This is a genomic window from Streptomyces sp. NPDC054887, from assembly GCF_053610585.1.
In genome coordinates this window covers 13,231-36,012 of sequence record NZ_JBSGYQ010000016.1, presented here as the reverse complement: position 1 = coordinate 36,012, position 22,782 = coordinate 13,231, and the positions used below count along the sequence as shown (strand labels likewise).

26 protein-coding genes are annotated in these 22,782 nt (G+C 72.6%); 14 read left to right on the top strand and 12 right to left on the bottom strand.

Features of this window, described 5'->3' with window-relative positions:
* Positions 1-9: 9 nt before the first annotated feature.
* The 3 genes from ACWGH0_RS11950 to ACWGH0_RS11940 all read right to left on the bottom strand — a co-directional run bounded on the left by ACWGH0_RS11950 (position 10) and on the right by ACWGH0_RS11940 (position 1,941).
* A complete protein-coding gene (locus tag ACWGH0_RS11950) occupies positions 10-483 on the bottom strand; it encodes a C40 family peptidase (RefSeq protein ID WP_453404035.1) in 474 nt (157 codons plus the stop codon).
* Positions 484-982: 499 nt separating this feature from the next.
* Positions 983-1,291, bottom strand: a complete 309-nt coding sequence (locus tag ACWGH0_RS11945; protein WP_453404034.1) for a hypothetical protein — start codon at positions 1,289-1,291, stop codon at positions 983-985.
* 8 nt (positions 1,292-1,299) lie between these two features.
* On the bottom strand, positions 1,300-1,941 hold the full coding sequence (locus tag ACWGH0_RS11940; RefSeq protein WP_453404033.1) for an ATP-dependent Clp protease proteolytic subunit: 642 nt from the start codon (positions 1,939-1,941) through the stop codon (positions 1,300-1,302).
* Positions 1,942-2,002: 61 nt separating this feature from the next.
* Here ACWGH0_RS11940 and ACWGH0_RS11935 point away from each other — a divergent pair, with 61 nt between their 5' ends.
* The 8 genes from ACWGH0_RS11935 (at position 2,003) to ACWGH0_RS11900 (ending at position 8,950) form a co-directional block, all read left to right on the top strand.
* Positions 2,003-2,284, top strand: a complete 282-nt coding sequence (locus ACWGH0_RS11935) for a type II toxin-antitoxin system Phd/YefM family antitoxin (RefSeq protein WP_453404032.1) — start codon at positions 2,003-2,005, stop codon at positions 2,282-2,284.
* Between the two features lie 316 nt (positions 2,285-2,600).
* Positions 2,601-2,903 (top strand): urease subunit gamma, encoded by a 303-nt coding sequence (locus ACWGH0_RS11930; protein WP_453404031.1) that lies wholly within the window; start codon positions 2,601-2,603, stop codon positions 2,901-2,903.
* A 16-nt stretch (positions 2,904-2,919) separates the two neighbouring features.
* Positions 2,920-3,231, top strand: coding sequence for an urease subunit beta (locus tag ACWGH0_RS11925; RefSeq protein WP_453404030.1), 312 nt, complete (start codon positions 2,920-2,922; stop codon positions 3,229-3,231).
* The gene (locus ACWGH0_RS11920; RefSeq protein WP_453404029.1) at positions 3,224-4,945 is read left to right on the top strand and encodes an urease subunit alpha; all 1,722 of its coding nucleotides are present in this window, start codon (positions 3,224-3,226) and stop codon (positions 4,943-4,945) included. Before ACWGH0_RS11925 ends, ACWGH0_RS11920 begins: the two co-directional genes overlap by 8 nt.
* A gap of 2 nt (positions 4,946-4,947) precedes the next feature.
* Positions 4,948-5,655, top strand: a complete 708-nt coding sequence (locus tag ACWGH0_RS11915) for an urease accessory protein UreF (protein WP_453404028.1) — start codon at positions 4,948-4,950, stop codon at positions 5,653-5,655.
* Between the two features lie 22 nt (positions 5,656-5,677).
* On the top strand, positions 5,678-6,355 hold the full coding sequence (ureG, locus tag ACWGH0_RS11910; protein ID WP_453404027.1) for an urease accessory protein UreG: 678 nt from the start codon (positions 5,678-5,680) through the stop codon (positions 6,353-6,355).
* Positions 6,356-6,447: 92 nt separating this feature from the next.
* Positions 6,448-7,191 carry an urease accessory protein UreD gene (locus tag ACWGH0_RS11905; RefSeq protein WP_453404122.1) on the top strand — a complete coding sequence of 248 codons (744 nt, stop codon included), beginning with the start codon at positions 6,448-6,450 and terminating at the stop codon, positions 7,189-7,191.
* 226 nt (positions 7,192-7,417) lie between these two features.
* Positions 7,418-8,950 carry an alpha/beta hydrolase gene (locus ACWGH0_RS11900; RefSeq protein ID WP_453404121.1) on the top strand — a complete coding sequence of 511 codons (1,533 nt, stop codon included), beginning with the start codon at positions 7,418-7,420 and terminating at the stop codon, positions 8,948-8,950.
* 92 nt (positions 8,951-9,042) lie between these two features.
* Here ACWGH0_RS11900 and ACWGH0_RS11895 read toward each other — a convergent pair whose 3' ends face one another.
* On the bottom strand, positions 9,043-10,086 hold the full coding sequence (locus ACWGH0_RS11895; RefSeq protein ID WP_453404026.1) for an NAD-dependent epimerase/dehydratase family protein: 1,044 nt from the start codon (positions 10,084-10,086) through the stop codon (positions 9,043-9,045).
* A 64-nt stretch (positions 10,087-10,150) separates the two neighbouring features.
* Positions 10,151-10,852, bottom strand: a complete 702-nt coding sequence (locus tag ACWGH0_RS11890; RefSeq protein ID WP_453404025.1) for a lysophospholipid acyltransferase family protein — start codon at positions 10,850-10,852, stop codon at positions 10,151-10,153.
* Positions 10,853-10,980: 128 nt separating this feature from the next.
* On the opposite strand from ACWGH0_RS11890, the gene ACWGH0_RS11885 reads away from it, so the two are divergent.
* The 3 genes from ACWGH0_RS11885 to ACWGH0_RS11875 all read left to right on the top strand — a co-directional run bounded on the left by ACWGH0_RS11885 (position 10,981) and on the right by ACWGH0_RS11875 (position 14,234).
* Positions 10,981-11,493 (top strand): DUF6153 family protein, encoded by a 513-nt coding sequence (locus tag ACWGH0_RS11885; RefSeq protein ID WP_453404024.1) that lies wholly within the window; start codon positions 10,981-10,983, stop codon positions 11,491-11,493.
* A 94-nt stretch (positions 11,494-11,587) separates the two neighbouring features.
* Positions 11,588-12,232 carry a DUF305 domain-containing protein gene (locus ACWGH0_RS11880; protein ID WP_453404023.1) on the top strand — a complete coding sequence of 215 codons (645 nt, stop codon included), beginning with the start codon at positions 11,588-11,590 and terminating at the stop codon, positions 12,230-12,232.
* Between the two features lie 178 nt (positions 12,233-12,410).
* Positions 12,411-14,234, top strand: coding sequence for a glycoside hydrolase family 15 protein (locus ACWGH0_RS11875; protein WP_453404022.1), 1,824 nt, complete (start codon positions 12,411-12,413; stop codon positions 14,232-14,234).
* Positions 14,235-14,283: 49 nt separating this feature from the next.
* Here ACWGH0_RS11875 and ACWGH0_RS11870 read toward each other — a convergent pair whose 3' ends face one another.
* Both ACWGH0_RS11870 and galE read right to left on the bottom strand, forming a co-directional pair.
* Positions 14,284-15,021: a class I SAM-dependent methyltransferase gene (locus ACWGH0_RS11870; protein ID WP_453404021.1), complete on the bottom strand. Its 738-nt coding sequence runs from the start codon at positions 15,019-15,021 to the stop codon at positions 14,284-14,286.
* Positions 15,022-15,026: 5 nt separating this feature from the next.
* Positions 15,027-16,070: a UDP-glucose 4-epimerase GalE gene (gene galE, locus ACWGH0_RS11865; protein ID WP_453404120.1), complete on the bottom strand. Its 1,044-nt coding sequence runs from the start codon at positions 16,068-16,070 to the stop codon at positions 15,027-15,029.
* 233 nt (positions 16,071-16,303) lie between these two features.
* Between galE and ACWGH0_RS11860 the strand changes: the two genes are divergently transcribed.
* Together ACWGH0_RS11860 and ACWGH0_RS11855 are read left to right on the top strand one after the other, a co-directional pair.
* Positions 16,304-17,008 carry a TetR/AcrR family transcriptional regulator gene (locus tag ACWGH0_RS11860; RefSeq protein WP_453404020.1) on the top strand — a complete coding sequence of 235 codons (705 nt, stop codon included), beginning with the start codon at positions 16,304-16,306 and terminating at the stop codon, positions 17,006-17,008.
* Between the two features lie 157 nt (positions 17,009-17,165).
* Complete coding sequence (locus ACWGH0_RS11855) at positions 17,166-17,567, top strand: subtilase-type protease inhibitor (RefSeq protein WP_453404019.1); 402 nt, start codon at positions 17,166-17,168, stop codon at positions 17,565-17,567.
* A 42-nt stretch (positions 17,568-17,609) separates the two neighbouring features.
* Here ACWGH0_RS11855 and ACWGH0_RS11850 read toward each other — a convergent pair whose 3' ends face one another.
* The 5 genes from ACWGH0_RS11850 to ACWGH0_RS11830 all read right to left on the bottom strand — a co-directional run bounded on the left by ACWGH0_RS11850 (position 17,610) and on the right by ACWGH0_RS11830 (position 22,083).
* Positions 17,610-17,768: a hypothetical protein gene (locus ACWGH0_RS11850; protein WP_453404018.1), complete on the bottom strand. Its 159-nt coding sequence runs from the start codon at positions 17,766-17,768 to the stop codon at positions 17,610-17,612.
* Positions 17,769-17,847: 79 nt separating this feature from the next.
* Positions 17,848-18,807, bottom strand: a complete 960-nt coding sequence (locus tag ACWGH0_RS11845; RefSeq protein WP_453404017.1) for a cytochrome c oxidase assembly protein — start codon at positions 18,805-18,807, stop codon at positions 17,848-17,850.
* Between the two features lie 106 nt (positions 18,808-18,913).
* Positions 18,914-19,939, bottom strand: a complete 1,026-nt coding sequence (locus ACWGH0_RS11840; RefSeq protein WP_138896665.1) for a 6-phosphofructokinase — start codon at positions 19,937-19,939, stop codon at positions 18,914-18,916.
* 145 nt (positions 19,940-20,084) lie between these two features.
* A complete protein-coding gene (locus ACWGH0_RS11835) occupies positions 20,085-20,813 on the bottom strand; it encodes a type 1 glutamine amidotransferase (RefSeq protein WP_028811872.1) in 729 nt (242 codons plus the stop codon).
* 31 nt (positions 20,814-20,844) lie between these two features.
* Complete coding sequence (locus tag ACWGH0_RS11830) at positions 20,845-22,083, bottom strand: MurT ligase domain-containing protein (protein WP_453404016.1); 1,239 nt, start codon at positions 22,081-22,083, stop codon at positions 20,845-20,847.
* 148 nt (positions 22,084-22,231) lie between these two features.
* Between ACWGH0_RS11830 and def the strand changes: the two genes are divergently transcribed.
* Entirely contained in the window at positions 22,232-22,777 is a 546-nt protein-coding gene (def, locus tag ACWGH0_RS11825) for a peptide deformylase (protein WP_453404015.1), read from the top strand.
* The last annotated feature ends 5 nt before the right edge of the window (positions 22,778-22,782 follow it).

Sequence of the window (22,782 nt, the reverse complement as noted above, 5' to 3'; positions counted from 1 at the left end):
CCGGAAAGGTCAGCGCACCCGGCCGTACCAGACGCTCTTGGACCAGATCTTCTCCAGCCTGACCACGGAGCCGGACTTGGGGGAGTGCCAGATCTTGCCCTTCCCCGCGTAGATGCCCACGTGGTAGACGCTCGGGCCCGAGTGGAAGAAGACCAGGTCTCCGCGCTTGCGGCTCGAGGCGGAGATGTGACGGGTCTTGTTGTACTGGGACTGGGCGGTGCGCGGCAGCTTCTTGCCGGCCTTCTTGTACGAGTAGAGCGTCAGCCCGGAGCAGTCGAACCGGCTCGGACCCGCCGCCCCGTACTTGTACGGAGCGCCCTTCTTCGACGCGGCGACATCGAGCGCCTTCGTCAGGTGCGACGCGGCGTGTGCCTCGGGGACGGCCCCCGGCGCCAGCATCGTGCCGCCGATGGCGGCGAGGGTGAGAGCCGATGCGGCTCCCGCCCGGGACAGCACGGACGGAACATTCTTGTGCGCGGTCATGCGCAACCCTTCGTCAGCCGCCTGTGAAGGATGACCTGTCGGGTTCGGACAGGCGAAGATGCCCGGCCACGTGATGCGGCTTCACCCCGAGGGACGACCGTCTCCGGTCACCCCGTACTGCTTGGGTCCTCCACTCCTGCCGATGCACTCCTGTCGACCAGTCATCCGGGACAGCGGCAGGACTCGGCGTCCGCCCGGACCGCCCCGCCGCGGTGGCGGGGGCTTGTCGTCCCAGGGATCTTGACTCATGAACCACCGGATTTCCGAGCCGAAACGGCGTTTTGTGAGGCTCCTCACCGATGACCCGTTCGGGTGGACAGGCGGATTCACGCCGGACGGCGCGGGTGCCCGGCGAGCCTCGTACCAGCGGCGGAACGGGTCATTCCGCTCGACGCGTAGGCGTGTCGCGCAAGTTGGGGCGTACCGCTGATCGGGTATTTCCTACCCCGTTCGGATGAGCCTTTCTCGTACGCCAATGGGGTATGCGGTCGGGCGTGCCTCAACTCGCCGCAGTGGGCGGAAGGGTGACGCGGCGTGCCCTGCGCTCTCCGTCGAGCACCTTAAGCGCCCGTGTGAGCGTGGTCGCGTGCAGGCGGCTCTCGCCCCGTTCGTGCATCAGGGCGAGGGCGTCCCGCAGGCCGGCGGCCTTCCCGGCGAGGGCCTGCGCGGCCCGCAGGGCGCCGTAGGTGTCCGGGCCGTGTGCCGGGTTGACCCTGCCCAGCAGATCGAGGACCTCCAGGTAGCGGTCGACGAAGTCGCACACGGCGCGCGTCAGCGCGGGCAGCGGCGGCGGCTCGGGCGGCAGCATGCCCGGGTTCACCTCGGCTCCGCGGGCGCGAGGGAGGACTTGCGGCTCGGGACGACGTGGTCCACCAGCCCGTACGCCGCCGCCGCTTCGGCCGTGAACACCGTGTCCCGCTCGATGTCCCGGCCGACGCGCTCGGCGCTCTGACCGGTGTGACGCGCGAGGAGTTCGGTGAGCAGCTCCCGCATGCGCGTCAGCTCCCGCGCCTCGATCTCGAGGTCGGAGGGCCGGCCGTACACCGGCTCGTCGACGGAGGGCTGACTGAGCAGCACCCGGGCGCCCGGCAGAGCGAGGCGCTTGCCCGGGGTGCCCGCCGCGAGGAGCAGAGCGGCCGAGGCGGCGGCCTGGCCCAGACAGATTGTCTCGACGTCGCAGGCGACGAACTGGATCGTGTCGTAGATCGCGGACATCGCGGTGTGCGATCCGCCGGGGGAGTTGATGTAGAGCGAGATGTCCCGGTCGGGAGCGGCGTGTTCGAGGTGCATGAACTGCGCCGTCACGTCGTTGGCCGCCGTGTCGTCGACGGCCGTCCCCAGGAAGACGATCCGCTCGTCGAGCAGCTTCGCGTACGGATCGACCGTGCGGCTGCCCGTGCTGGTGCGCTCGGTGAACTGGGGGAGTACATAGCGGGCGGTGCGGATGTGCCAGTGCATGGCGATGCCTCCGAGTTTCTGTAAAAAATGTACAGGACGTACAGCTCGTACTATGGGGAGCATGGCGTACGAGATTCCGGTGACGCAAGCCCGGGCAGAACTGGCGGAGCTGATCAACCGCGTCGTCTACGGCGGCGAACGCGTGGTCGTGACCCGGCACGGGAAGCCGCTGGTGGCCCTGGTCTCCGCCGCTGACCTGGCGCGACTGGAGGGTGATGCGGAGGCCGCGGACGAGCCGGTGATCAGTTCCGTCTCCCGGATCGGCCCGGCCACGTCCGCTCCCGGCGAACGGCGCCGCTTCGGCATCGCAGCCGAGCACCGGGGCGAGACCCCCGAGAACTGACGCGGTGGCAGGAGAGGTCCCGGCGCGCCCGTATACGGCCGGGCCCCGTTCCCGCGGGCGCGGCGCGGGTCCGCGCGGGTGAATGTCCATGGCCGTGCAAAGCGCCAGTTAACGCGTTGGAAAAACTTCCGCTCTAACGTGCAATGCCTGGCCGTGCGGCCAGAAAACGCAGGTCAACAGAGTGTTGAAGTTGGATAGGGTCCCGCTGCGCCCGAGGTGGACGCGGCGGTTCCGCATCCGTCCTCGGCCTCGTCGGCGCGTTGGATCCGCCTGCCCCCGTCCGGGAGGCCGGGCGGCTGGACTGGAGGTAGCACGCGTGCAACTGACCCCGCACGAGCAGGAACGACTGCTCATCCATGTGGCGGCGGACGTGGCGGAGAAGCGCCGCGCGCGCGGCGTGAAGCTCAATCACCCGGAGTCGGTGGCCCTGATCACCTCGCACATCCTCGAGGGCGCCCGCGACGGCCGCAGCGTCGCCGAACTCATGTCGTCGGGCCGCCGGGTGCTCACCCGTGACGACGTCATGGAGGGCATCCCCGAGATGATCCACGACGTGCAGGTCGAGGCGACCTTCCCGGACGGCACCAAGCTCGTCACCGTCCACGAACCGATCGCCTGACGGGGAGACGCGGCCGATGATCCCCGGAGAGATCCTGTACGCCGACGAACCCGTCGCCCTCAACGCGGGCCTCGCCGTCACCCGCCTCACCGTCCTGAACGCGGCCGACCGGCCGGTCCAGGTCGGCTCCCACTACCACTTCGCCGAGGCCAACCCCGGCCTCGACTTCGACCGCGCCGCCGCCCGCGGCCTGCGGCTGAACATCGCCGCGGGCACCGCCGTGCGCTTCGAGCCCGGCATCCCCGTCGACGTCGAACTCGTCCCCGTCGGGGGCAGGCGCGTCGTCGCCGGTCTGCGCGGGGAGACCGGAGGCCCCCTCGATGCCTGAGCTTTCGCGCCCCGTGTACGCCGACCTGTTCGGCCCGACCACCGGCGATCGCATCCGCCTCGCCGACACCGACCTGCTCGTCGAGATCGAGGAGGACCGCTGCGGCGGGCCCGGACGCGCCGGCGACGAGGCGGTGTTCGGCGGCGGGAAGGTCATCCGCGAGTCCATGGGCCAGGCCCGTACGACCCGGGCCGAGGGCGCGCCCGACACCGTCGTCACCGGCGCGGTGATCCTCGACCACTGGGGCGTCGTGAAGGCCGACGTGGGGCTGCGGGACGGGCGGATCACCGGCATCGGCAAGGCCGGCAACCCGGACACCATGGACGGCGTGCACCCCGACCTCGTCATCGGCCCCGAGACCGAGATCATCGCCGGCAACGGCAAGATCCTCACGGCCGGCACCATCGACGCGCACGTCCACTTCATCTCGCCGACCGTCGTCGAGCAGGCCCTGTCCTCCGGGATCACCACGCTCGTCGGCGGCGGCACCGGACCCGCCGAGGGCACGAAGGCCACCACGGTCACGCCCGGCGGCTGGCACCTGGCCCGGATGTTCGCATCGCTCGAGCACTACCCGGTCAACATCGGCCTGCTGGGCAAGGGCAACACGATGTCCCGCGACGCGATGCACGCCCAACTGCGGGGCGGCGCACTCGGATTCAAGATCCACGAGGACTGGGGGGCCACCCCCGCCGTCATCGACGCCTGCCTCGGCGTGTGCGAGGAGACCGGCGCACAGCTCGCCATCCACACCGACACGCTGAACGAGGCCGGATTCGTCGGGGACACCCTCGCCGCCATCGCCGGCCGCACCATCCACGCGTACCACACCGAGGGAGCCGGCGGAGGGCACGCCCCGGACATCATCACGGTCGTCTCCGAGCCGCACGTCCTGCCCAGCTCCACCAACCCGACCCGGCCGCACACCGTCAACACCATCGAGGAACACCTCGACATGCTGATGGTCTGCCACCACCTCAACCCCGCCGTGCCGGAGGACCTCGCCTTCGCGGAGTCCCGCATCCGGCCCTCCACCATCGCGGCCGAGGACATCCTGCACGACCTCGGCGCCATCTCGATCATCTCCTCCGACTCGCAGGCGATGGGCCGTGTCGGCGAGGTCGCGCTGCGCACCTGGCAGACCGCGCACGTCATGAAGCGGCGCCGCGGCTCCCTGCCGGGCGACGGGCGCGCCGACAACCACCGCGCGCGTCGCTATGTCGCCAAGTACACGATCAACCCGGCCGTCGCGCAGGGCCTCGACCACGAGATCGGCTCGGTGGAGAGTGGGAAGCTGGCCGACCTCGTGCTGTGGGACCCGGCCTTCTTCGGCGTCAAGCCGCAGCTCGTCATCAAGGGCGGCCAGATCGCGTACGCGCAGATGGGCGACGCCAACGCGTCCATCCCCACCCCGCAACCGGTGCTGCCCCGGCCGATGTTCGGTGCGCTCGGCAGGGCGCCCGCCGCCAACTCGTTCAACTTCGTGGCCCCGGCGGCGATCGAGGACGGGCTGCCCGAACGCCTCGGCCTCGGCAAGCGGTTCGTCCCCATCGGCAACACGCGCCGGGTCACCAAGGCCGACATGCGCGAGAACGACGCCCTGCCGCGTGTCGAAGTCGACCCCGACACCTTCACGGTCACGATCGACGGCGACGCGGTGGAACCCGCCCCCGCCGCCGAACTGCCCATGGCGCAGCGTTATTTCCTCTTCTGACCATGGACACCTCCACGTACGGTACGCACCCCGGGGCGGCGCGGGCCGCCCTCCTCGTCCTCGCGGACGGGCGGTTCCCCGCCGGGGGCCACGCCCACTCCGGAGGCGCCGAGGCCGCGGTCTCGGCCGGCCGGATCCGCGACGCCGCGGACCTGGCCGCCTTCTGCCGGGGCCGTCTGCACACCACCGGACTGACCTCGGCGGCGCTCGCCGCCGCGGCGGCCGCCGGTGTGGACGCGCTGGCGCTCGACGAGGCCGCCGACGCCCGCACGCCGTCACCCGCCCTGCGGGCGACCGCGCGCAAGCTCGGCCGGCAACTGATGCGCGCCGCCCGCGCCACCTGGCCGTGCGACGCTCTAGACGCGCTCGCCGCCGCGCGCCCGCGCGGCGCGCACCAGCCCGTCGTGCTCGGCGTGACCGCCCGAGCGGCGGGTCTCACGCCCGGGGACGCCGCGCACTGCGCCGCGTACGAGAGCGTCGGCGGGCCGGCCACCGCCGTCGTACGGCTGCTCGGCCTCGACCCCTTCGAGGCCACCGCCGTCCTGGCGCGCCTCGCCCCGGAACTCGACCAGGTCGCGCGGCGCGCGGCCGAGGCCGCCGGCCGGGCCCTGACCGAGGGCGCCGACGCGCTTCCCGCGGCGTCCGCGCCGCTGCTCGACATCACGGCGGAGGCGCACGCGGCCTGGCCCGTACGCCTCTTCGCCTCGTAACACCGCCTAGGAGCCGCACATCATGCACCTCGACCACACACACGACAGGGCCACGGCGGTCGGCGCCGACGCCGCCCGCCCCGACGGCACCCGGCGCGCCCTGCGCATCGGGCTCGGCGGACCGGTCGGCTCGGGGAAGACCGCGACGGTGGCGGCCCTGTGCCGCGCGCTGCGCGACGAGTTGTCCATCGCCGTCGTCACCAACGACATCTACACGCGCGAGGACGCCGAGTTCCTGCTGCGCAACGCCGTCCTGCCGCCCGAGCGGATCCAGGCCGTCGAGACGGGAGCCTGCCCGCACACCGCCATCCGCGACGACATCTCCGCCAACCTCGAAGCGGTCGAGGACCTGGAGGACGCCGTCGGACCGCTCGACCTCATCCTCGTCGAGTCGGGCGGCGACAACCTCACCGCCACGTTCTCCAAGGGGCTGGTCGACGCGCAGGTGTTCGTCATCGACGTGGCGGGCGGCGACGACATCCCGCGCAAGGGCGGCCCGGGCGTCACGACGGCCGACCTGCTGGTCGTCAACAAGACCGACCTCGCCCCGTACGTCGGCTCCGACCTCGGCCGCATGGCGAGGGACGCCGCGGCGCAGCGCGGTGAACTCCCCGTCGCCTTCACCTCGCTGACCTCCGGCGACGGCGTGCGGCCGGTCGCCGACTGGGTACGCGCGCGGCTCGCCGCCTGGTCCGCGTGACCATCGCGGCGCAGGCCCGCACCGCGGCGCCGGCGGGCACCGCGGCACCGGCGGGCACCGCGGCGCCGGCGGGCACCGCGGCGCCGGCGGGCATCGCGGCGACGGCCAGGATCAGCGCCGTCCCCGACGGCCTCGGCGGCACCCGGCTGCCCGTGCTGGAGAGCGACGGCCCGCTGGCCCTGCGCCGCACGCGCGGTGCGGCCGGCGGCGCCCGGGTCACCGTCGTCGGCGCGATGAGCGCGCCGCTGGGCGGGGACCGGCTCGCCGTCGAGGCCGTGGTGGGCGACGGGGCCGAGCTCACCGTGGACGCGGCCGCGGCCACGGTCGCCCTGCCCGGGCGCGGCGGCGGACACGCCCGCTACGACGTGCGGCTCACGGCCGGAGCCGGCGCGTGCCTGCGCTGGCTGCCGGAGCCGCTCGTCTCGGCGCGCGGCAGCGACCTGCGCGTGACCACCCGCGTGCGGCTCGCCGCGTCGGCCCGCCTGGTACTGCGCGAGGAGCAGATCCTCGGCCGGTACGGCGAGGAGCCCGGCACGCTGACCACCCGTCTCACCGTCCACCGGGCCGGCCGCCCGCTGCTGGACCAGGAACTGGCGTACGGCCGGGGGGCGCCCGGCGGGTGGGACGGCGGAGCGGTGCTCGGCGGGTTCCGGGCCGTCGGCCAACTGCTTGTCGTGGACCCGGATTTCGAGCACCATCCGCGCGAAACGGCCCTTCTGGGCGACAACGCGGTGCTCACGCCGCTCGCAGGACCCGCCGTGCTGGTCACGGCGGTGGCGGACGACGGGCTGAGGCTGCGGCGCGTACTGGACCGGGCACTTCAGACATTTGGGTGACGGCCAACTGCACCGCTCAGCGGGACACGGGTCTCCGGTTATGGGATTGGTAAAGAACGCCGGTACAGCCTGTCGCCCAGGACCCTCCAGACGACAGGATTCGCCCGTACCCGTACGGACCCATGACCACTGGCGTCACGTACGCCACAACACTCACAGGGGGAGGCACCACTTGAGACGTACAGCAGCGCTCGGCTCCGCCGGCACTCTCATAGCGGGCACCTTGATGGCCGGCGCGCTGGCCGCGCCGGCCGCCGGCGCCGAGGGCCGCAGCACCAGCACCACCAGCACGTCCGAGGCGCGCGGTGTCCAGATCGCCGCCCAGCGTGCCGCCAAGGCGGGCGTCGACTGGGGCGACTGCCCGGCCGGCTGGGGCTTCGACAAGCCCATCCAGTGCGGCTGGGTCACCGTCCCGGTCGACTACGCCAAGCCCAACGGCCGCACGATCAAGATCGCCGTCGACCGCGTCGGCAACACCGGCTCCCCGGAGGACCGCCAGGGAGCGCTGCTCTACAACCCGGGCGGCCCCGGCGGCTCGGGCATGCGGTTCCCGACCCGTGTCACCAAGAAGAACCCGATCTACACGAAGCTGGCCAAGGCGTACGACTTCGTGGGCTTCGACCCCCGCGGCGTCGGGCACTCCTCGCCCATCTCGTGCGTCGACCCGCAGGAGTTCGTGAAGGCGCCGAAGCTCGACCCGGTGCCCGACAGCGAGGCCGACAAGCGCGCGCAGCGCAAGCTCGCCGCCGAGTACGCGGACGGCTGCCAGGAGCGCAGCGGCTGGTTGCTGCCGCACATGACCACCCCGAACACCGCACGCGACCTGGACGTCCTGCGCGCCGCGCTCGGTGAGCGGAAGCTGAACTTCCTCGGCGTCTCCTACGGCACCTACCTCGGCGCGGTCTACGGAACCCTGTTCCCGAACCACGTCCGCCGCATGGTCGTCGACAGCGTCGTCAACCCGTCGAAGGAGAAGATCTGGTACCAGGCCAACCTGGACCAGGACGTCGCCTTCCAGATGCGCTGGGACGACTGGAAGCAGTGGGTGGCGGAGAACGACGCCGCCTACCACCTCGGGGACACCCCCGAGAAGGTCGAGGAGCAGTGGCTGAAGCTGCGCGCCACCGCCAAGAAGAGCCCCATCGGCGGCGTCGTCGGCCCCGCCGAGCTCGTCGGCTTCTTCCAGAGCGCGCCGTACTACGACTCCGCCTGGGCGCACACCGCCGAGGTCTGGAGCAAGTACGTCGCGGGTGACACGCAGGCCCTCGTCGACGAGATCGCGCCCGACCTGTCGGACACCGCGGGCAACGCGGCGTCCGAGAACGGCAACGCCGTCTACACCGCCGTCGAGTGCGCGGACGCCAAGTGGCCCACGAGCTGGAAGACGTGGGACCGGGACAACACCCGGCTGCACAGGGACCACCCGTTCATGACGTGGGCCAACGCCTGGATGAACCTGCCCTGCGCCACCTGGTCGTCCAAGCAGCAGACCCCGCTGAACGTCAAGTCCGGCAAGGGACTGCCGCCGGTCCTGATCGTGCAGGCCGAGCGCGACGCCGCCACTCCGTACGAGGGCGCCGTCGAGCTGCACAAGCGCTTCAAGGGCTCGCGCCTGATCACCGAGAAGGGCGCCGGCTCGCACGGCGTCACCGGGATCGCGAACCCCTGCGTGAACGACCGGGTCGACACCTACCTGCTCACCGGCAGGACCGACAGCCGCGACGTGACGTGCGCCCCGCACGCCACGCCGAAGCCGTGACGGCACGACCCGCCTGACCGGGTGACAGGGGGGCGGCCGGAACTCCGGCCGCCCCCTTCGCCGTCCTCCGGCAGCCGTCGGACGGCCGCCGGTCAGCCGCCGGCCAGCCAGGCGTCCTCCGCCGCGTAGTCGAACGGGCCGCCGGCCGGGCCGTAGCGCTGCGCCAGTCTCGGAAACGCCTCCCGCCAGTCCCGGCCGCGCAGCGCCTCCGCAAGCCATTCCACGGTCGCGGGCAGCGACTCGGCGTACCGCGTCACCGGCGTGTACCCCAGCTCTCGCTCGGCGGCCGACATGTCGAAGACGACGGGGTGCTCGCCGCCCCACGGCGTCTCCCCGATCTCGGGGGCGGGCGGGGGGCCCTCCACGATCACCAGCTCGCTCCGGGCACCCATCACCGCGTCGATCGCCGCACTGATCTCCAGGACGGTCGGCACGTCGGGGTCGCCGCCGTTGAGCACCCGTGCCCCCGGCCGGGCCGCCGCGAGCCGGATCAGCTCGCCGAGGTTCGACACGTGCACCGGGTGGAACCGGCTGCGCCCGCCGTGCGCCAGGATCCGCACCTTCCGTCCGTCCAGCACCCGCTTGACGAAATGGATCTCGCGGGGCGTCCGGCAGTACGGGCCGTGGACCGCGCCCGCCCGCAGCACCGTCGTGGGCAACCGGTCGGCGGACGCCAGCAGCCGCCGTTCGATCGCGGCCTTCCTGGTCCCGTACGTCGCGTCGCCCGGCGCCACGGTGGCCAGGCTCTCCGGGATCGGCACGGGGTAGCGCGGGAACCCGTCGGGCTCCGCCTGGGTGTCGAAGCTGCGCCCCCTGTCGTCCTCGTAGACGGCGCCGCTGGAGATGACGACCGCGGAACCGATCCGGTCCGCGAGCCCCAACAGCTGCTCCGCGTGGCGCTCCTCCATGGCGACCATGTCCACCAGTACGTCGCAGCCGTCGCCGAGGGCCGCGGCCAGCGCGGCGTCGTCGTCCCGGTCCAGTGCCACCGTCCGCACGTCCGGCGACCAGGACGCGTCACGGCCGCCGCCCCGCGACGCCGCCGTCACCTCCCACCCGTCCTCGGCGAGCGCCCGTACGGCCGCCCGCCCGATCTGTCCCGCAGCTCCGACGACGAATGCGTTTCCCTTGGTCATACGAGCGACGTTAGGCGCGCGGCGACGGCCACCGGGGCACAGTTCGCCGTCCGCTGATACGCCGTCAGCGCAGGAGCCTCGGGAACTTCTTCGCCTGCTCCGCCTTGACCTCGGCGGCGTACCGGTCGACGTATTCCTGGCCGGATAGTTCGAGGATCGCGTACATGATCTCGTCGGTGACCGCGCGCAGCGCCGCCTTCTGGTTCTCCAGGCCGGCGTAGCGGGAGAAGTCCAGCGGCTCCCCGAAGCGGATGGCGACGCGCTTGATGCGCGGCACGACCTGTCCCGGGGGCTGGATCTCGAACGTGCCGACCATCGCGCACGGGATCACGGGCACCCCCGCCCGGAGTGCCATCGCGGCCACCCCGACCTTGCCCTTGTAGAGGCGGCCGTCGTGCGAGCGGGTGCCCTCCGGGTAGATCCCCAGGAGCTCGCCCTTGCTCAGCACGCCGAGTCCCTCGCGGATCGCCGCCTTCCCCGCCTCCTTGCCCGACCGGTCGACCGGGATCTGGCCCGCGCTGCGGAAGAACGCGGCGGTCAGCCGGCCCTTGAGGCCCGGGCCCGTGAAGTACTCGGCCTTGGCCAGGAAGGTGATGCGCCGCTTGATGATCGCGGGCATCAGGAAGTGGTCGGAGAACGACAGGTGGTTGCCCGCCACGATCGCGGCGCCCTCGTCGGGGATGTGCTCGAGCCCCTCGATCCTCGGCCGGAAGAGCAGTCTCAGCAGTGGCCCGAGAATGACGTACTTGAGCACGTAGTAGAACACGGGGCGGCTCCTCGTTCTGCCGGGTCGACGACAGGGCTCGGGCCATGGCTGGCCCCCTTCGACTCTACTGACTTGCCATCAGTCACGGCACTGGGCGTCCCGTCCCGGGCGCTGGTTAGGATGCCGGTATGAGTCGGCAGGCGTGGTGGACGGTCCGGCCCCTCGGGGTGCGGCTGTACGCGCTGCTCGTGCCGGCCCTGCTCGCGGGCCTGATCGCCATGCACGGACTGGGCCCCGCCGTGCCCCCGGAGCGGGCCTTCGCCGCGGCGGACATCCGCCACGCGGCCCCGTCGCACCCGGGCCCCGCCGCCGGCGACTCCGCGGCCCACGGGGCCCACGCGGCCCCCGCGGCTCACGGCGCGGGCACCTCCCACGCTCCCCACGGCCGGGCACCGTCCCCCGTCGGCCACGACCACGCCCGGGACTGCCTCCACGGCGAGGGCGGCGCCGGCGGACACGTCGAGCACGCGGACTCCACCTGCGCCGCCGGCGGTACGAGCGGAGCCCCCGTACTGCCCGCCCCGGCCCCGGCCGGCGCGCCTTCCGGCGCGCCCGCGGACGGTACGGCGGTGGCCCCCGCGGCGCCGCCGGGCGAGCGGGCCCCACCCTCACTGAGCGAACTGCAACTCCTGCGCATATAGGCGGCCCCGGGCGTTCCCCCCGGCCGCAGCGGCCGGTCGCGACGCCTCCCGCAGCCGTGTCCCGATCCATGCGCACCACAGGAGCAGCACCACCATGACCGCACACCGTTCCATGATCCGCCGGGCCGCCGCAGTGGCGGCCGGGGCCACCGCCGCCGTCGTACTCGCCGCCTGCGGCGGGGGAGACGGCGCTTCCTCCGGCCACACCGGCCACGACAAGAGCGCCTCCCCGACGCCGTCGGCCTCCGCCTCCGCCTCCGCCGCGCCGGGCGAGGCGAACGCCGCCGACGTCACGTTCGCGCAGGGGATGATCCCGCACCACCGGCAGGCCGTGGACATGGCCCGGCTGGCGGCGACCCGGGCAGGGTCCGCCGAGGTCAAGAAGCTGGCCGCGGAGATCGAGAAGGCTCAGGAGCCGGAGATCCGGACGCTGTCCGGCTGGCTCACCGCCTGGGGCGAGGAAGTTCCCGAGGAGGGCGCGGCGGACGAGCACGCCGGGCACTCGACGGCCGGAATGATGACGGCCGGGCAGATGGAGGAGCTGGAGAAGTCCTCCGGCGAGGCGTTCGACACCGCGTTCCTCACGATGATGACCGAGCACCACGAAGGGGCGGTCGCGATGGCCCGGACCGAGCGGTCCGACGGCGCCCACCGGCCGGCCAAGGAGATGGCCGCCGGCATCGTGACCTCACAGAGCGCCGAGATCGCTCGCATGAAGAAGCTGCTCGGCGAGAACTGACCGCCGGGGGCACCGGAGCGGGGGCCGCCCCCGCTCCGGTGCGCCTTCCTCGCCGGAGGCCGGACCCGCTCCGTACGACACCGGTCGGCCCGTGTCTCGCCGGACGGACACCGCGCCGCCCCGGCCCGCTGCCGTACAATTCAAGGAGCGGCTCTGTGTACGACGGCGTACTTCGATCATGAGCAATCCCATCGAGGACTACGCCCTCATCGGTGATCTCGAGACTGCCGCGATGCTGGGCAGGGACGGGTCGATCGACTGGCTCTGTTTCCCGCGCTTCGACTCCCCCGCCTGCTTCGCCGCACTGCTCGGCACCGGGGACAACGGTTTCTGGCGCCTCGCCCCCGTCGGCGGAGGGGCCTGCGCGCACCGGACCTACCGCCCGGACACGCTCGTGCTCGATTCGTACTGGCGGACCGCGACCGGCACCGTACGCGTCACCGACTTCATGCCGCCGCGCGGACAGATGCCCTGCGTCGTACGGACCGTCGAAGGCGTGTCGGGGACCGTGCCGATGCGCAGCGAACTCAAACCGCGCTTCCACCAGGGCCGAGTCGTGCCCTGGGTGCGGGCCACCGACAGCGGCACGGTCGCGGTCGCCGGGCCCGACTCGGTGTGGCTGAGCGCCGACGGGCCGGTGCGGCGGGTCGACCGCACGGACGCGATCGTCGGCGAGTTCGACGTCACGGCGGGCCGTCGGCTGACCCTGATGCTGGTGTGGACGCCCTCGCACCTCACCACGCTGCCCGCGCCCCTGTGCGTACCGCCCGAGACGGCGCTCAAGGCGACCACCGACTTCTGGCGCGACTGGACCGCCCAGTGCCGCTACCGGGGGCCCTGGCGCGAACCGGTCGTACGGTCCCTCATCACCCTGAAGGCGCTCACCTACGCCCCCACCGGCGGCATCGTCGCCGCTCCCACCACGTCGCTCCCCGAATGCGTGGGCGGCGAGCGCAACTGGGACTACCGCTACTGCTGGCTGCGCGACTCCACCCTGACCCTCTCCTGCCTGCTGCGCAGCGGTTACCGGGACGAGGCGACGGCCTGGCTCGACTGGCTGCTGCGCGCCATCGCGGGCGAACCGGCGGACCTCCAGGCGGTGTACGGCATCGAGGGCCACCGGCACCTCCCCGAGACGGAAGCCCCCTGGCTGACCGGATACGAGGGCGCGCGGCCGGTCCGGTTCGGCAACGCCGCGGTCGAGAAGTTCCAGCTGGACGTGTACGGAGAGGTCCTGGACACGCTCTACTGGTCACTGCGCGCGGGCATCCCCCTGCAACCGCACATGTGGAGCCTGGTCAACTCCCTCATGAGCTATCTGCGGGCGCACTGGCGCGACGCGGACGAGGGGCTGTGGGAAGTCCGCGGACCCCGTCGCCAGTTCGTCCACTCCAAGGTCATGACGTGGGTCGCCGCCGACCGCGCCCTGCGCATGGGGAGCATCCTCGGCAGGAACGGCTCCTCGGGGCAGTGGCGCGCCATGCGCGACGCGGTGCACCGGGAGGTCTGCCGCGAGGGGTGGGACGCGCGGCAGCGCTCGTTCGTCCAGTCCTACGGTTCCCCCGCCCTCGACGCGTCGGCCCTGCTCATGCCCAAACTCGGATTCCTGCCGCCCGGCGACACGCGTGTGCGCGACACCGTCCGGGCGATGCGGGCGCTGGAGCACGACGGGTTCGTACGGCGTTACGCGCAGGACGGGAGGGACGGGCAGGGCGGCGACGGTGTGCACGGCGTCGACGGCATCCGCGGCTCCGAGGGCACGTTCGTGGCCTGTTCGCTCTGGTACGCCGACGCCCTGGCGGCGACGGGCCACCACGACCGGGCGCGAGAGGCCTTCGAACGGGTCCTGGGCATCCGCAACGACGTGGGGCTGCTCTCGGAGCAGTGGGACCCGGGCGGCCGGCGGCAACTGGGGAACGCCCCGCAGGCGTTCAGCCACATCGCCCTGGTGGACACGGCGTTCGCCCTCCGACGGGCCGGTGTCCGTCCGGACGGCGTCTGACCGCTGCCGGCCCGCCGCCGGCCGGGCCGGGCGATCTGCGCCCGGCGGCTCACCTGACCGCCGTCAGGAGCACCATGCCCGAGTCCCCGTAGTCGGGCAGCGTGGGGTCGGCGTCGATCCGGCTGACGGTGAGCCGCCGGGTCAGCGGCTCGAAGACCTCCGCGACGACGGCCGGGTCCACCGGACAGCCGGGCCACCGCGACGCGGGACCGACGCGGTACGTCGGCATGTTCTCCATGAACGCCGCCACCACACCACCTCCCGGGTGCACCGAGCGTACGAGGCGGGCGCAGAGGTCAGCGAACTCCTCGCGGTCCTCGGTGACCCCCTCGGCGACGAAGTTCATCGACGCGATGCCGTACGCCCCGGGCGGCACCTGCCGGGCGTCCGCGTGGACGACCCGTACCGGTGCGAGGGCCCCGGGCAGCGTCGCCGGAAGGCGGGGATCGAGCCGCCGGCACAGGGCGTGGAAGGGCAGCCAGCTGTCGTCGGGGCCCTGGGCGAGCTGCCGGGTCAGGTACGCGACGCCCGCGGCCCCGGCCTCCACGGCGTCCACGCGGCGGCTCGCCGAGGCGGCGAGCATGAGCGGATACAGGTTCGGGCCGGCCCCGAACTCCACGGAGCGGGCCACACTGCCCGGCGCGAAGCGGCGGTAGAACGCCGAGTGGTGGGCGATGACGGCGGCGTCCGAGGGGTGCAGCTCACGGTAGTTCTCCGCGAGGTAGTCCTGGACGGGCCAGCGGTCCCAGTCCACGTCGTCGTTGCGGGTCGGCGGACGCGCGGCCACGGCCCTCAGCCCCTCGGGCGCAGGGCGAAGCGCTCGGACAGCCGGGTCAGCGCGGCGTTGAGCCGGCTGATGTCCTCGTCGGAGTTGAGGGCCGTGTCGGCCAGGCCCCTGGTCGGGCGCCACCCCCAGGCACGCCGGACCGCCGAGGCGTCAGCGACGACCTCGGGCACGTCCCCCGGGCGGCGCGAGACGATGTCGTACGGGACGGGCGTGCCGCACGCCGCACTGAAGGCGGAGACGACCTCCAGGACCGACCGGCCCTCCCCGAGACCCAGGTTGTACGTCCGCATGCCGGGGCCGTCGGCGAGGTGGTCGAGCGCCAGGCGGTGCGCCTCGACGGTGTCCATCACGTGGATGTAGTCGCGCACCCCCGTACCGTCGGCGGTGGCGTAGTCGTCGCCGAAGACGCGGAGCCGGTGCCGCCGGCCGACCGCCACCTGGGCGAGGCACGGCATCAGGTTCTCGGGGGTGCCGCTGGGGTCCTCGCCGAGCAGCCCGCTGGGATGGGCGCCGACCGGGTTGAAGTAGCGCAGGGCGACCACCGTGAACTCGGGGCGCCGGCGGCACACGTCGCCGAGGATCTGCTCGCAGGCCCACTTGGAGGCCGCGTACGGATTCGCCGGCCGGGCGGGGGTCGCCTCGTCCAGCGGCCCGCGCCCGGCGTCCCCGTATATGGCGCTGGACGAGGAGAACACCATCTGGTGCACTCCGTGTTCGTGCATCGCCCGCAGCAGCGAGGTGGTGCCGCCGATGTTGGTGTCGTAGTACTCGACGGGCATCCGCATCGACTCGCCCACGGCCTTGTGCGCGGCAAAGTGCACGACGGCGTCCACGGAGTGGCGGTCGAAGACGGCCGAGAGGGCGCGTCGATCACGGATGTCCAGTTCGTACACGGCTCCGACGAACCGGCCGGCGATCCTTTCCACGCGGGCGAAGACCTGCGGTGTGCTGTTGGAGTAGTTGTCGACGACGATCAGCTCGTAGCCGTGGTCGAGCAGCTCGACGCAGGCGTGGCTGCCGATGAAGCCGGCGCCGCCGGTGACGAGCACGGTCGACGGTGCGCCGGGTGGCTGCCGGCTCGCTGCGCGGGCCGGCGTGTCCCGGGTGGTCACCGGTTCCGGCTCGCTGTGCGCCATGACCGGACGCTCCTGAGTGAGACGACGCTGTACGCTGCTTATGTGCGTTTACGGCGTATACGTCGACTTTGCTCCGGTTGTCAGTGGGAGTCAAGACCCGGCCGGACGGCAGACGGCGACGCCGAGCGACGAGCCCGGAGGCGGACATGCCGAAAGACGAGACGGGGGACGGCCGCGGCAGGCGCGCCGGCGACCGGGGGCGCTACGGGCGGCTGAGCAGGGAACGGGTGCTCGCGACGGCCCTGGAGGTGGTCGACCGCGACGGCCTGTCCGGCCTCAGCATGCGCGGGCTCGGCGCGGAGCTGGGCGTCGAGGCCATGGCCCTGTACCGGTACGCCCCCAGCAAGGACGCGCTGCTGGACGGGCTGGTCGAGACGTTCTGCCAGGAACTCCACCTGGACCTGGACCAGGACCCGGCGGCGCGGCCGGATCCGGCCGACTGGCGCGGCGAACTGCGCCGCGTCGCCCTCGCCGCCCACGGCGCCGCCCTGCGCCACCCCCATGTCGTACCGCTGCTCGCCACCCGTCTGCTGTCCACGCCGATGGCCCGCCGGCCGCTCCCCGTCCTGCGCGTCGACGAGCGCGTCCTCGAGCTCCTGCACGGCGCCGGACTCGGCGAGCGCGAGGCCGTGGAGACCCACCGGGCCTTCACGGCCTGGCTGCTCGGCTACCTCCTGGTCGAGCTGCGGGCCATGGACGACGACCCGAGCGAACCGGAGCCGGCCTTCCGGCTCGGCCTGCACCGCCTGCCCGCCTCGGAACTGCCGCGCCTGCGCGCCACCGCCGCGGCCATGGCGGTCCGCGGCGGCCCCGGCGGCCTGGCGGCCGGTCTGGACGCCCTGCTGGGGTGAGTGCGCGGCCCCGGCCGCGCGGTCCGCCGTACGGAGCAGCGCGCGCGCTCGTGAGCGGGACGCGGCGGCGCGGTCGCTTGCCCGCGGACGCCGGCGGGCGGTGGCCTGGCTTGCGCCGACACCCCGTCGCCAGGCACCCCAGCCCCAGGAGGTCCGGATGCGCTCCCCAGCCGCCGTCACCGCAGTCGTCCTGCTCGCCGTCGCGGCCGCGGCCCTGCCCGCACGGGCGTCGGACGCCCCCGGTGGTCCCAAGCCGCCCAAAGGGCTCTTCCTGACCGTCTCGGGGTCGTCGAGCACCTGGATGCGGGGCGTCCTCCTCGAGTGCGCGCCGAAGCCCTCGGGGCCCCACCCGGACGCCGCCGGCGCGTGCGAGGCGCTCGGCAGGGCGAACGGCGACTTCGACAAGCTCCCGGGCAACCCGCGGGCCTGCACCAAGCAGTACGAGCCCGTGACCGTCAGCGCCGGCGGCACGTGGCGCGGGGCGCCGACGAGCTGGCGCAAGACGTACCCGAACGCGTGCGTGCTCGACACCGCGACGGGGGCGGTCTTCCGCTTCTGACTCCTGCCTGTGCCAGGCGCTCAGCGGTTCACCGGATGCGGCTCACCGGCCGCGTGACGCGGCCATCCCGACCGTGACCAGACCCAGCACGACCCAGCCGAACCACAGCCAGCCGTTGCTGCCGAGCGCCGCCGTGTACGCCGATATGACGATCAGCGTACTGACGGTGAGCACCCCCATCGACTTCGTGGAACCGGGCATGCGCACCCCCTCCTTCTGGTGGAGGGCCATCGTCACCCCTGCGAGGCTCCCGCGCTACTGTCCCGACGTTACCGGCGACCTAGCGCCCGCGCGCCTGGAGCGACGCGAGATACGCGTTGTACGCCACCAGCTCCTGGTCGCCGTCGCGGTCCGCCGCCCGGTCCGCGCGCCGCGCGACCCGCTGCTCGGACCGGTACCACTGGAAGACCAGCGCGATCAGCACCAGCACGGACGGGATCTCCGAGAACGCCCAGGCGATGCCGCCCGCCCAGTTCTGGTCGGTCAGCGCGTCGATGCCCAGCGACGTCGGCGGGTTCTTGTACGTACCGATCATCGGCTGGCTCGCCATCATCAGCGCGATGCCGAAGAACGCGTGGAAGGGCATGCCGGCGAACAGCTCCAGCATCCGCATCACGTACCCCGGGCGGTGCGGCCCCGGGTCGACGCCCATGATCGGCCAGAAGAAGACCAGGCCGACCGCGAGGAAGTGGACCATCATGCCGAGGTGGCCCGGCCTGCTCTCCATCAGGAAGTCGAAGACGGGCGTGAAGTAGAGCGCGTACAGGGAGGCGATGAACAGCGGGATCGTGAACGCCGGGTGCGTGACGATCTTCATGTACCGGCTGTGCAGCAGCATCAGCAGCAGCTCGCGCGGCCCCTTGCGGTTCCCGCGCCCCGCGACCGGCAGCGCCCGCAGGGCCAGCGTCACCGGCGCGCCGAGCAGCAGCAGGATCGGCGACAGCATGCTGATCACCATGTGCTGCACCATGTGCACGCTGAACATGACCATGCCGTAGTCGTTCAGCTTGGTGCACATCACCAGTGCCACGCTCAGCACGCCCACGACGAAGAAGACCGTCCGGCCGACCGGCCAGCCGTCGCCGCGGCGCCTCAGCCGCACCACGCCCCACCCGTACAGGGCCAGCGCCAGGACGCAGCCCACCAGGAAGAAGAGATCGGGGGAGAACTCCAGCCCCCGCCCCAGCGTGAACGGCGGCAGATCCATGTCCATGCCGCTGCCGTGCCCGCCGTGATCCATCTGCGTACTCCCGAGGACTGCCCATTCGTAACGGTTGTCCGGTACAGAGTAGAACTGCCCCCGGCCGCGCTCGCGGCCGGGGGCAGTTCGTCGTACGCCTACGAGGTCAGAGCACGCACTCGGCCTCGGCGTAGCGCTCGCCGGGGACGGTCTTCAGGGTCTCCACGGCCTCGGCCAGCGGGACCATGACGATGTCCGTGCCGCGCAGCGCCGTCATCATGCCGAACTCACCCCGGTGCGCCGCCTCCACCGCGTGCCAGCCGAAGCGGGTCGCGAGGACGCGGTCGTACGCCGTCGGGGTGCCGCCGCGCTGGACGTGGCCGAGGATGACGGGCCGCGCCTCCTTGCCGAGGCGCTCCTCCAGCTCGACGGACAGCTGCCGGGCGACGCCGGCGAAGCGCTCGTGCCCGTACATGTCCTTGCCGCCGATGTCGAACTCCATGGAGCCCTCGCGCGGCTTCGCGCCCTCGGCGACCACGACGATCGCGAACCGCTTGCCGGCCGAGAACCGCTTGCCGACCAGCTCGGTCAGCTCGCCGATGTCGAAGGGCCGCTCGGGCACGACGATGGCGTGCGCGCCGGCCGCCATGCCGGAGTGCAGCGCGATCCAGCCGGTGTGCCGGCCCATGACCTCGACGATCAGCACGCGCTGGTGCGACTCGGCGGTGGTCTTGAGCCGGTCGAGGGCCTCGGTGGCGACGCCGACGGCCGTGTCGAAGCCGAAGGTGACGTCGGTCGACGCGATGTCGTTGTCGATGGTCTTCGGAACGCCGACGATCGGCAGGCCCGCCTCGGACAGCAGGTTCGCCGCCTTCAGCGTGCCCTCGCCGCCGATCGGGATGATCGCGTCGAGACCGAGGTCGGCGACATGGCCGCGCGCCCGCTCGACGCCGTCGCGCAGATGCGCCGGCTGGACCCTGGACGAGCCGAGGATCGTGCCGCCGCGGGCCAGGATGCCGCCCACCGCGTCGAGGTCCAGCTTGCGGTAGTCGCATTCCAGAAGGCCGCGCCAGCCGTCGTGGAAGCCGATGACCTCGTCGCCGTGGTCGACGACGGCGCGGTGCACGACGGAACGGATGACAGCGTTCAGGCCGGGGCAGTCGCCGCCGGAAGTGAGTACACCAATACGCATGCCCGGAATACCTTTGCAACGTGGGCCGGAGACCGGACCACGTCGTCCGGTTGGATCCCCGTCACCCTACTCGCGCGGGGTGACGGGGCCGAACCGGCAGTCCGTCAGCTGGACACCGCAAAGGCGGACGAACCGCGACAGCGCGTCAGGCCGGCTGCGTCGCGGAGGCGATGCGTTCGGCGCGCAGCGCCTCGTACCAGCGGTCGTCGGTCGGCGGCAGCGCGTTGACATCGAGGGCCAGCTTCAGCAGCAGGTCCGCGATGAGCGGGTTGCGGGCCAGGACGGGACCGTGCATGTACGTGCCGAAGACGGTGTCGTTGTACGCGCCCTCCGTGCCGTCGCCGGTTCCGTTGCCCTTGCCGATCCGCGTCCGGGCGAACGGCCGCGCCGTCGGGCCCAGATGGGTGATGCCCTGGTGGTTCTCGAACCCCGTCAGCGGCGGCAGGCCCAGACGCTCGTCGATGTCGCCGAGGACGTCGCCGACGCACCGCTCGCCCTCGCCGCGCGTGCTGACGACGTCGAGCAGCCCGAGGCCCTGCTCGCGCTCGCCGAGGTCGTTGATGAACTCGTGACCGAGGATCTGGTACCCGGCGCAGACCGAGAAGACGATCGCGCCGTTGGAGACCGCGCGCTCCAGACCGCCGTCGCGGCGCAGCCGCTCCGCCGCGAGGCGCTGCGGCCGGTCCTCGCCGCCGCCGATCAGGTAGATGTCGCCCGAAGTGGGGATCTGCTGGTCGCTGCGCACGTCCACACGGTGGACGTCGAGGCCGCGCTGACGGGCCCGGCGCTCCACGACGAGGGCGTTGCCCTGGTCGCCGTACGTGCTCAGCAGGTCCGGGTAGATCCACACCAGGCGCAGGCTGTTGTCGCTCATGCTTGCTTGTCCTCTTCCGGTGTACGCGGGCCTAGTTGCCGACGCGGCGGCGCAGGTCCTGGAACGCGGTGTAGTTGGCGATCGTCTCGATCAGGCCGGGCGGCGCCAGCTGCACGGCCTCGTCGAGCGTCTCGCAGACCCGGAACTCCAGGTTCGCGACCTCCAGGCGCACCGCGAGGTCCAGCTTGCGGTCACCGAGCACGAAGATCGGGTGGCCGGCGAGCCGGGTGTAGTCGACGTCCCACAGCCAGGAGGTGTCCGTGCCGTCCGCGCCGCGCGCGTTGACGGCCAGGATCACCGGCGTCGGCGGCGGGTTGATGAGAGAAAACGTTTCGAGCCAGCCCGCCGGGTTCTTCGCGAGCAGCAGCCGCAGCTCGCGCTCCTGGAACTGGACCACGTCGTACCGGCCGGCCACCGCCTGCACCTGGTACATGCGCTCCAGTGCCACCTGCGGCGGCACACCGAACACGGCGGCGACGGCGGCGGAGGTCGCGGCGTTCGCCTTGTTGGCGCGGCCGGGCAGCTGGAGGTGGATCGGCCAGGCCGAACCGTGCGGGTCGACGACGTGGTCGCCGCTCAGCACCCAGCTGGGGGCGGGGCGGCGGAAGCCGCACTCGCCGCAGAACCAGTCGTCGCCGGGGCGCTGCATCACACCGCCGCAGGACGGGCAGGACCAGGCGTCGTCCTTCCACTCCTGGCCGGCCGCCACCCACACCACGCTGGGCGAGGAGGACGCGGCCCAGACGATCAGCGGGTCGTCGGCGTTCGCGATGACGACGGCCTTCGTGCCGGACAGGCCCTCGCGCCACTTCTCGGCGAGCATCCGGGTCTCGGCCGCGCGGTCGAGCTGGTCGCGGGAGAGGTTGAGCAGGGCGATCGCCTTCGGCGTCACGTCCCGGGCGACGCCCGCGAGGTACTTCTCGTCGACCTCGATCACGCCGTACTTCGCGTCCGAGCCGCCCGCCAGGGCGGAGGTGATGCCCGCCGGCATGTTGGCGCCGAGCGCGTTGGAGACGACCGGGCCGCTGGCCCGCAGTGCCTCGGCGATGAGCCGGGTCGTCGTCGTCTTGCCGTTCGTGGCGGACACGAGCACGACGTCGAGATGCTGGGCGAGCCGCCCGAGCAGGTCGGGGTCGAGCTTGAGCGCCACCTTGCCGCCGATCACGGATCCGCTGCCGCGTCCCGCGGCGCGGGACACCGCCGCCGCGGCCTTGCCTGCCGTCACGGCCAGCTTGGCCCGCGGCGACAACGGCTCCGTGTTGCCTGCCATCGTCACTGATCCTCCTTGCATCCGGCGCCGCAATTGCCCCAGGTCCACCGGTCAACGTCGGGGCTCAGCCTATCGAGATCCGGCCGGGCCCCCACACCCCGGCACCACCGGGGGCGCCACGGGCCCGGCGGAACGTACGCTTGCCGCCATGCGACACCGCCCGATTCCCGGCAGTTCCGGGCTCGTACGACCCATGACCCTGCTCGGCGATCCGGCGCTGCACGCGCCCTGCGAGACGGTGAGCGACTTCGGTCCCTCGCTCGTCCGCCTCGTCGAGGACATGTTCGCGACGATGTACGCCGCCGAGGGGGTCGGCCTCGCGGCCAACCAAGTCGGCGTACCGCTGCGTGTCTTCGTATACGACTGTCCGGACGACGAGGATGTCCGGCATGTCGGTCACATCGTCAACCCACGCCTGGTCGAGGCCGACGGCATCACCGTACGCGGTCCCGAGGGGTGCCTGTCGCTGCCGGGCATCGAAGCGGGTACGGAGCGCTTCGACCGGGCGGTGGTGGAGGGCGTGTCGCTGACGGGCGATCCGGTGCGGGTCGAGGGCACCGGGTTCTTCGCCCGCTGCCTCCAGCACGAGTGCGACCACGTGTCCGGCCTGGTCTACACGGACCGGCTCACCGGCTGGCGCCGGTCCAGGGCGCTGCGGGCGGCGCGCCGGGCGCCCTGGGGCGGCCGGGGCTGAAGCAG

What these genes read in the sequence shown, in the direction of transcription:
- ACWGH0_RS11895 (WP_453404026.1), bottom strand. Translation starts at nt 10,086, where the DNA reads ATGACCAAGGGAAACGCATTCGTCGTCGGAGCTGCGGGACAGATCGGG.
- ACWGH0_RS11940 (WP_453404033.1), bottom strand. Translation starts at nt 1,941, where the DNA reads ATGCACTGGCACATCCGCACCGCCCGCTATGTACTCCCCCAGTTCACC.
- ACWGH0_RS11880 (WP_453404023.1), top strand. Translation starts at nt 11,588, where the DNA reads ATGACCGCACACCGTTCCATGATCCGCCGGGCCGCCGCAGTGGCGGCC.
- ACWGH0_RS11885 (WP_453404024.1), top strand. Translation starts at nt 10,981, where the DNA reads ATGAGTCGGCAGGCGTGGTGGACGGTCCGGCCCCTCGGGGTGCGGCTG.
- ACWGH0_RS11920 (WP_453404029.1), top strand. Translation starts at nt 3,224, where the DNA reads ATGCCTGAGCTTTCGCGCCCCGTGTACGCCGACCTGTTCGGCCCGACC.
- ACWGH0_RS11855 (WP_453404019.1), top strand. Translation starts at nt 17,166, where the DNA reads ATGCGCTCCCCAGCCGCCGTCACCGCAGTCGTCCTGCTCGCCGTCGCG.
- ACWGH0_RS11875 (WP_453404022.1), top strand. Translation starts at nt 12,411, where the DNA reads ATGAGCAATCCCATCGAGGACTACGCCCTCATCGGTGATCTCGAGACT.
- ACWGH0_RS11845 (WP_453404017.1), bottom strand. Translation starts at nt 18,807, where the DNA reads ATGGATCACGGCGGGCACGGCAGCGGCATGGACATGGATCTGCCGCCG.
- ACWGH0_RS11900 (WP_453404121.1), top strand. Translation starts at nt 7,418, where the DNA reads ATGGCCGGCGCGCTGGCCGCGCCGGCCGCCGGCGCCGAGGGCCGCAGC.
- ureG (WP_453404027.1), top strand. Translation starts at nt 5,678, where the DNA reads ATGCACCTCGACCACACACACGACAGGGCCACGGCGGTCGGCGCCGAC.
- ACWGH0_RS11840 (WP_138896665.1), bottom strand. Translation starts at nt 19,939, where the DNA reads ATGCGTATTGGTGTACTCACTTCCGGCGGCGACTGCCCCGGCCTGAAC.
- ACWGH0_RS11835 (WP_028811872.1), bottom strand. Translation starts at nt 20,813, where the DNA reads ATGAGCGACAACAGCCTGCGCCTGGTGTGGATCTACCCGGACCTGCTG.
- ACWGH0_RS11915 (WP_453404028.1), top strand. Translation starts at nt 4,948, where the DNA reads ATGGACACCTCCACGTACGGTACGCACCCCGGGGCGGCGCGGGCCGCC.
- ACWGH0_RS11935 (WP_453404032.1), top strand. Translation starts at nt 2,003, where the DNA reads ATGGCGTACGAGATTCCGGTGACGCAAGCCCGGGCAGAACTGGCGGAG.
- ACWGH0_RS11925 (WP_453404030.1), top strand. Translation starts at nt 2,920, where the DNA reads ATGATCCCCGGAGAGATCCTGTACGCCGACGAACCCGTCGCCCTCAAC.
- ACWGH0_RS11945 (WP_453404034.1), bottom strand. Translation starts at nt 1,291, where the DNA reads ATGCTGCCGCCCGAGCCGCCGCCGCTGCCCGCGCTGACGCGCGCCGTG.
- ACWGH0_RS11850 (WP_453404018.1), bottom strand. Translation starts at nt 17,768, where the DNA reads ATGCCCGGTTCCACGAAGTCGATGGGGGTGCTCACCGTCAGTACGCTG.
- ACWGH0_RS11830 (WP_453404016.1), bottom strand. Translation starts at nt 22,083, where the DNA reads ATGGCAGGCAACACGGAGCCGTTGTCGCCGCGGGCCAAGCTGGCCGTG.
- ACWGH0_RS11950 (WP_453404035.1), bottom strand. Translation starts at nt 483, where the DNA reads ATGACCGCGCACAAGAATGTTCCGTCCGTGCTGTCCCGGGCGGGAGCC.
- def (WP_453404015.1), top strand. Translation starts at nt 22,232, where the DNA reads ATGCGACACCGCCCGATTCCCGGCAGTTCCGGGCTCGTACGACCCATG.
- ACWGH0_RS11860 (WP_453404020.1), top strand. Translation starts at nt 16,304, where the DNA reads ATGCCGAAAGACGAGACGGGGGACGGCCGCGGCAGGCGCGCCGGCGAC.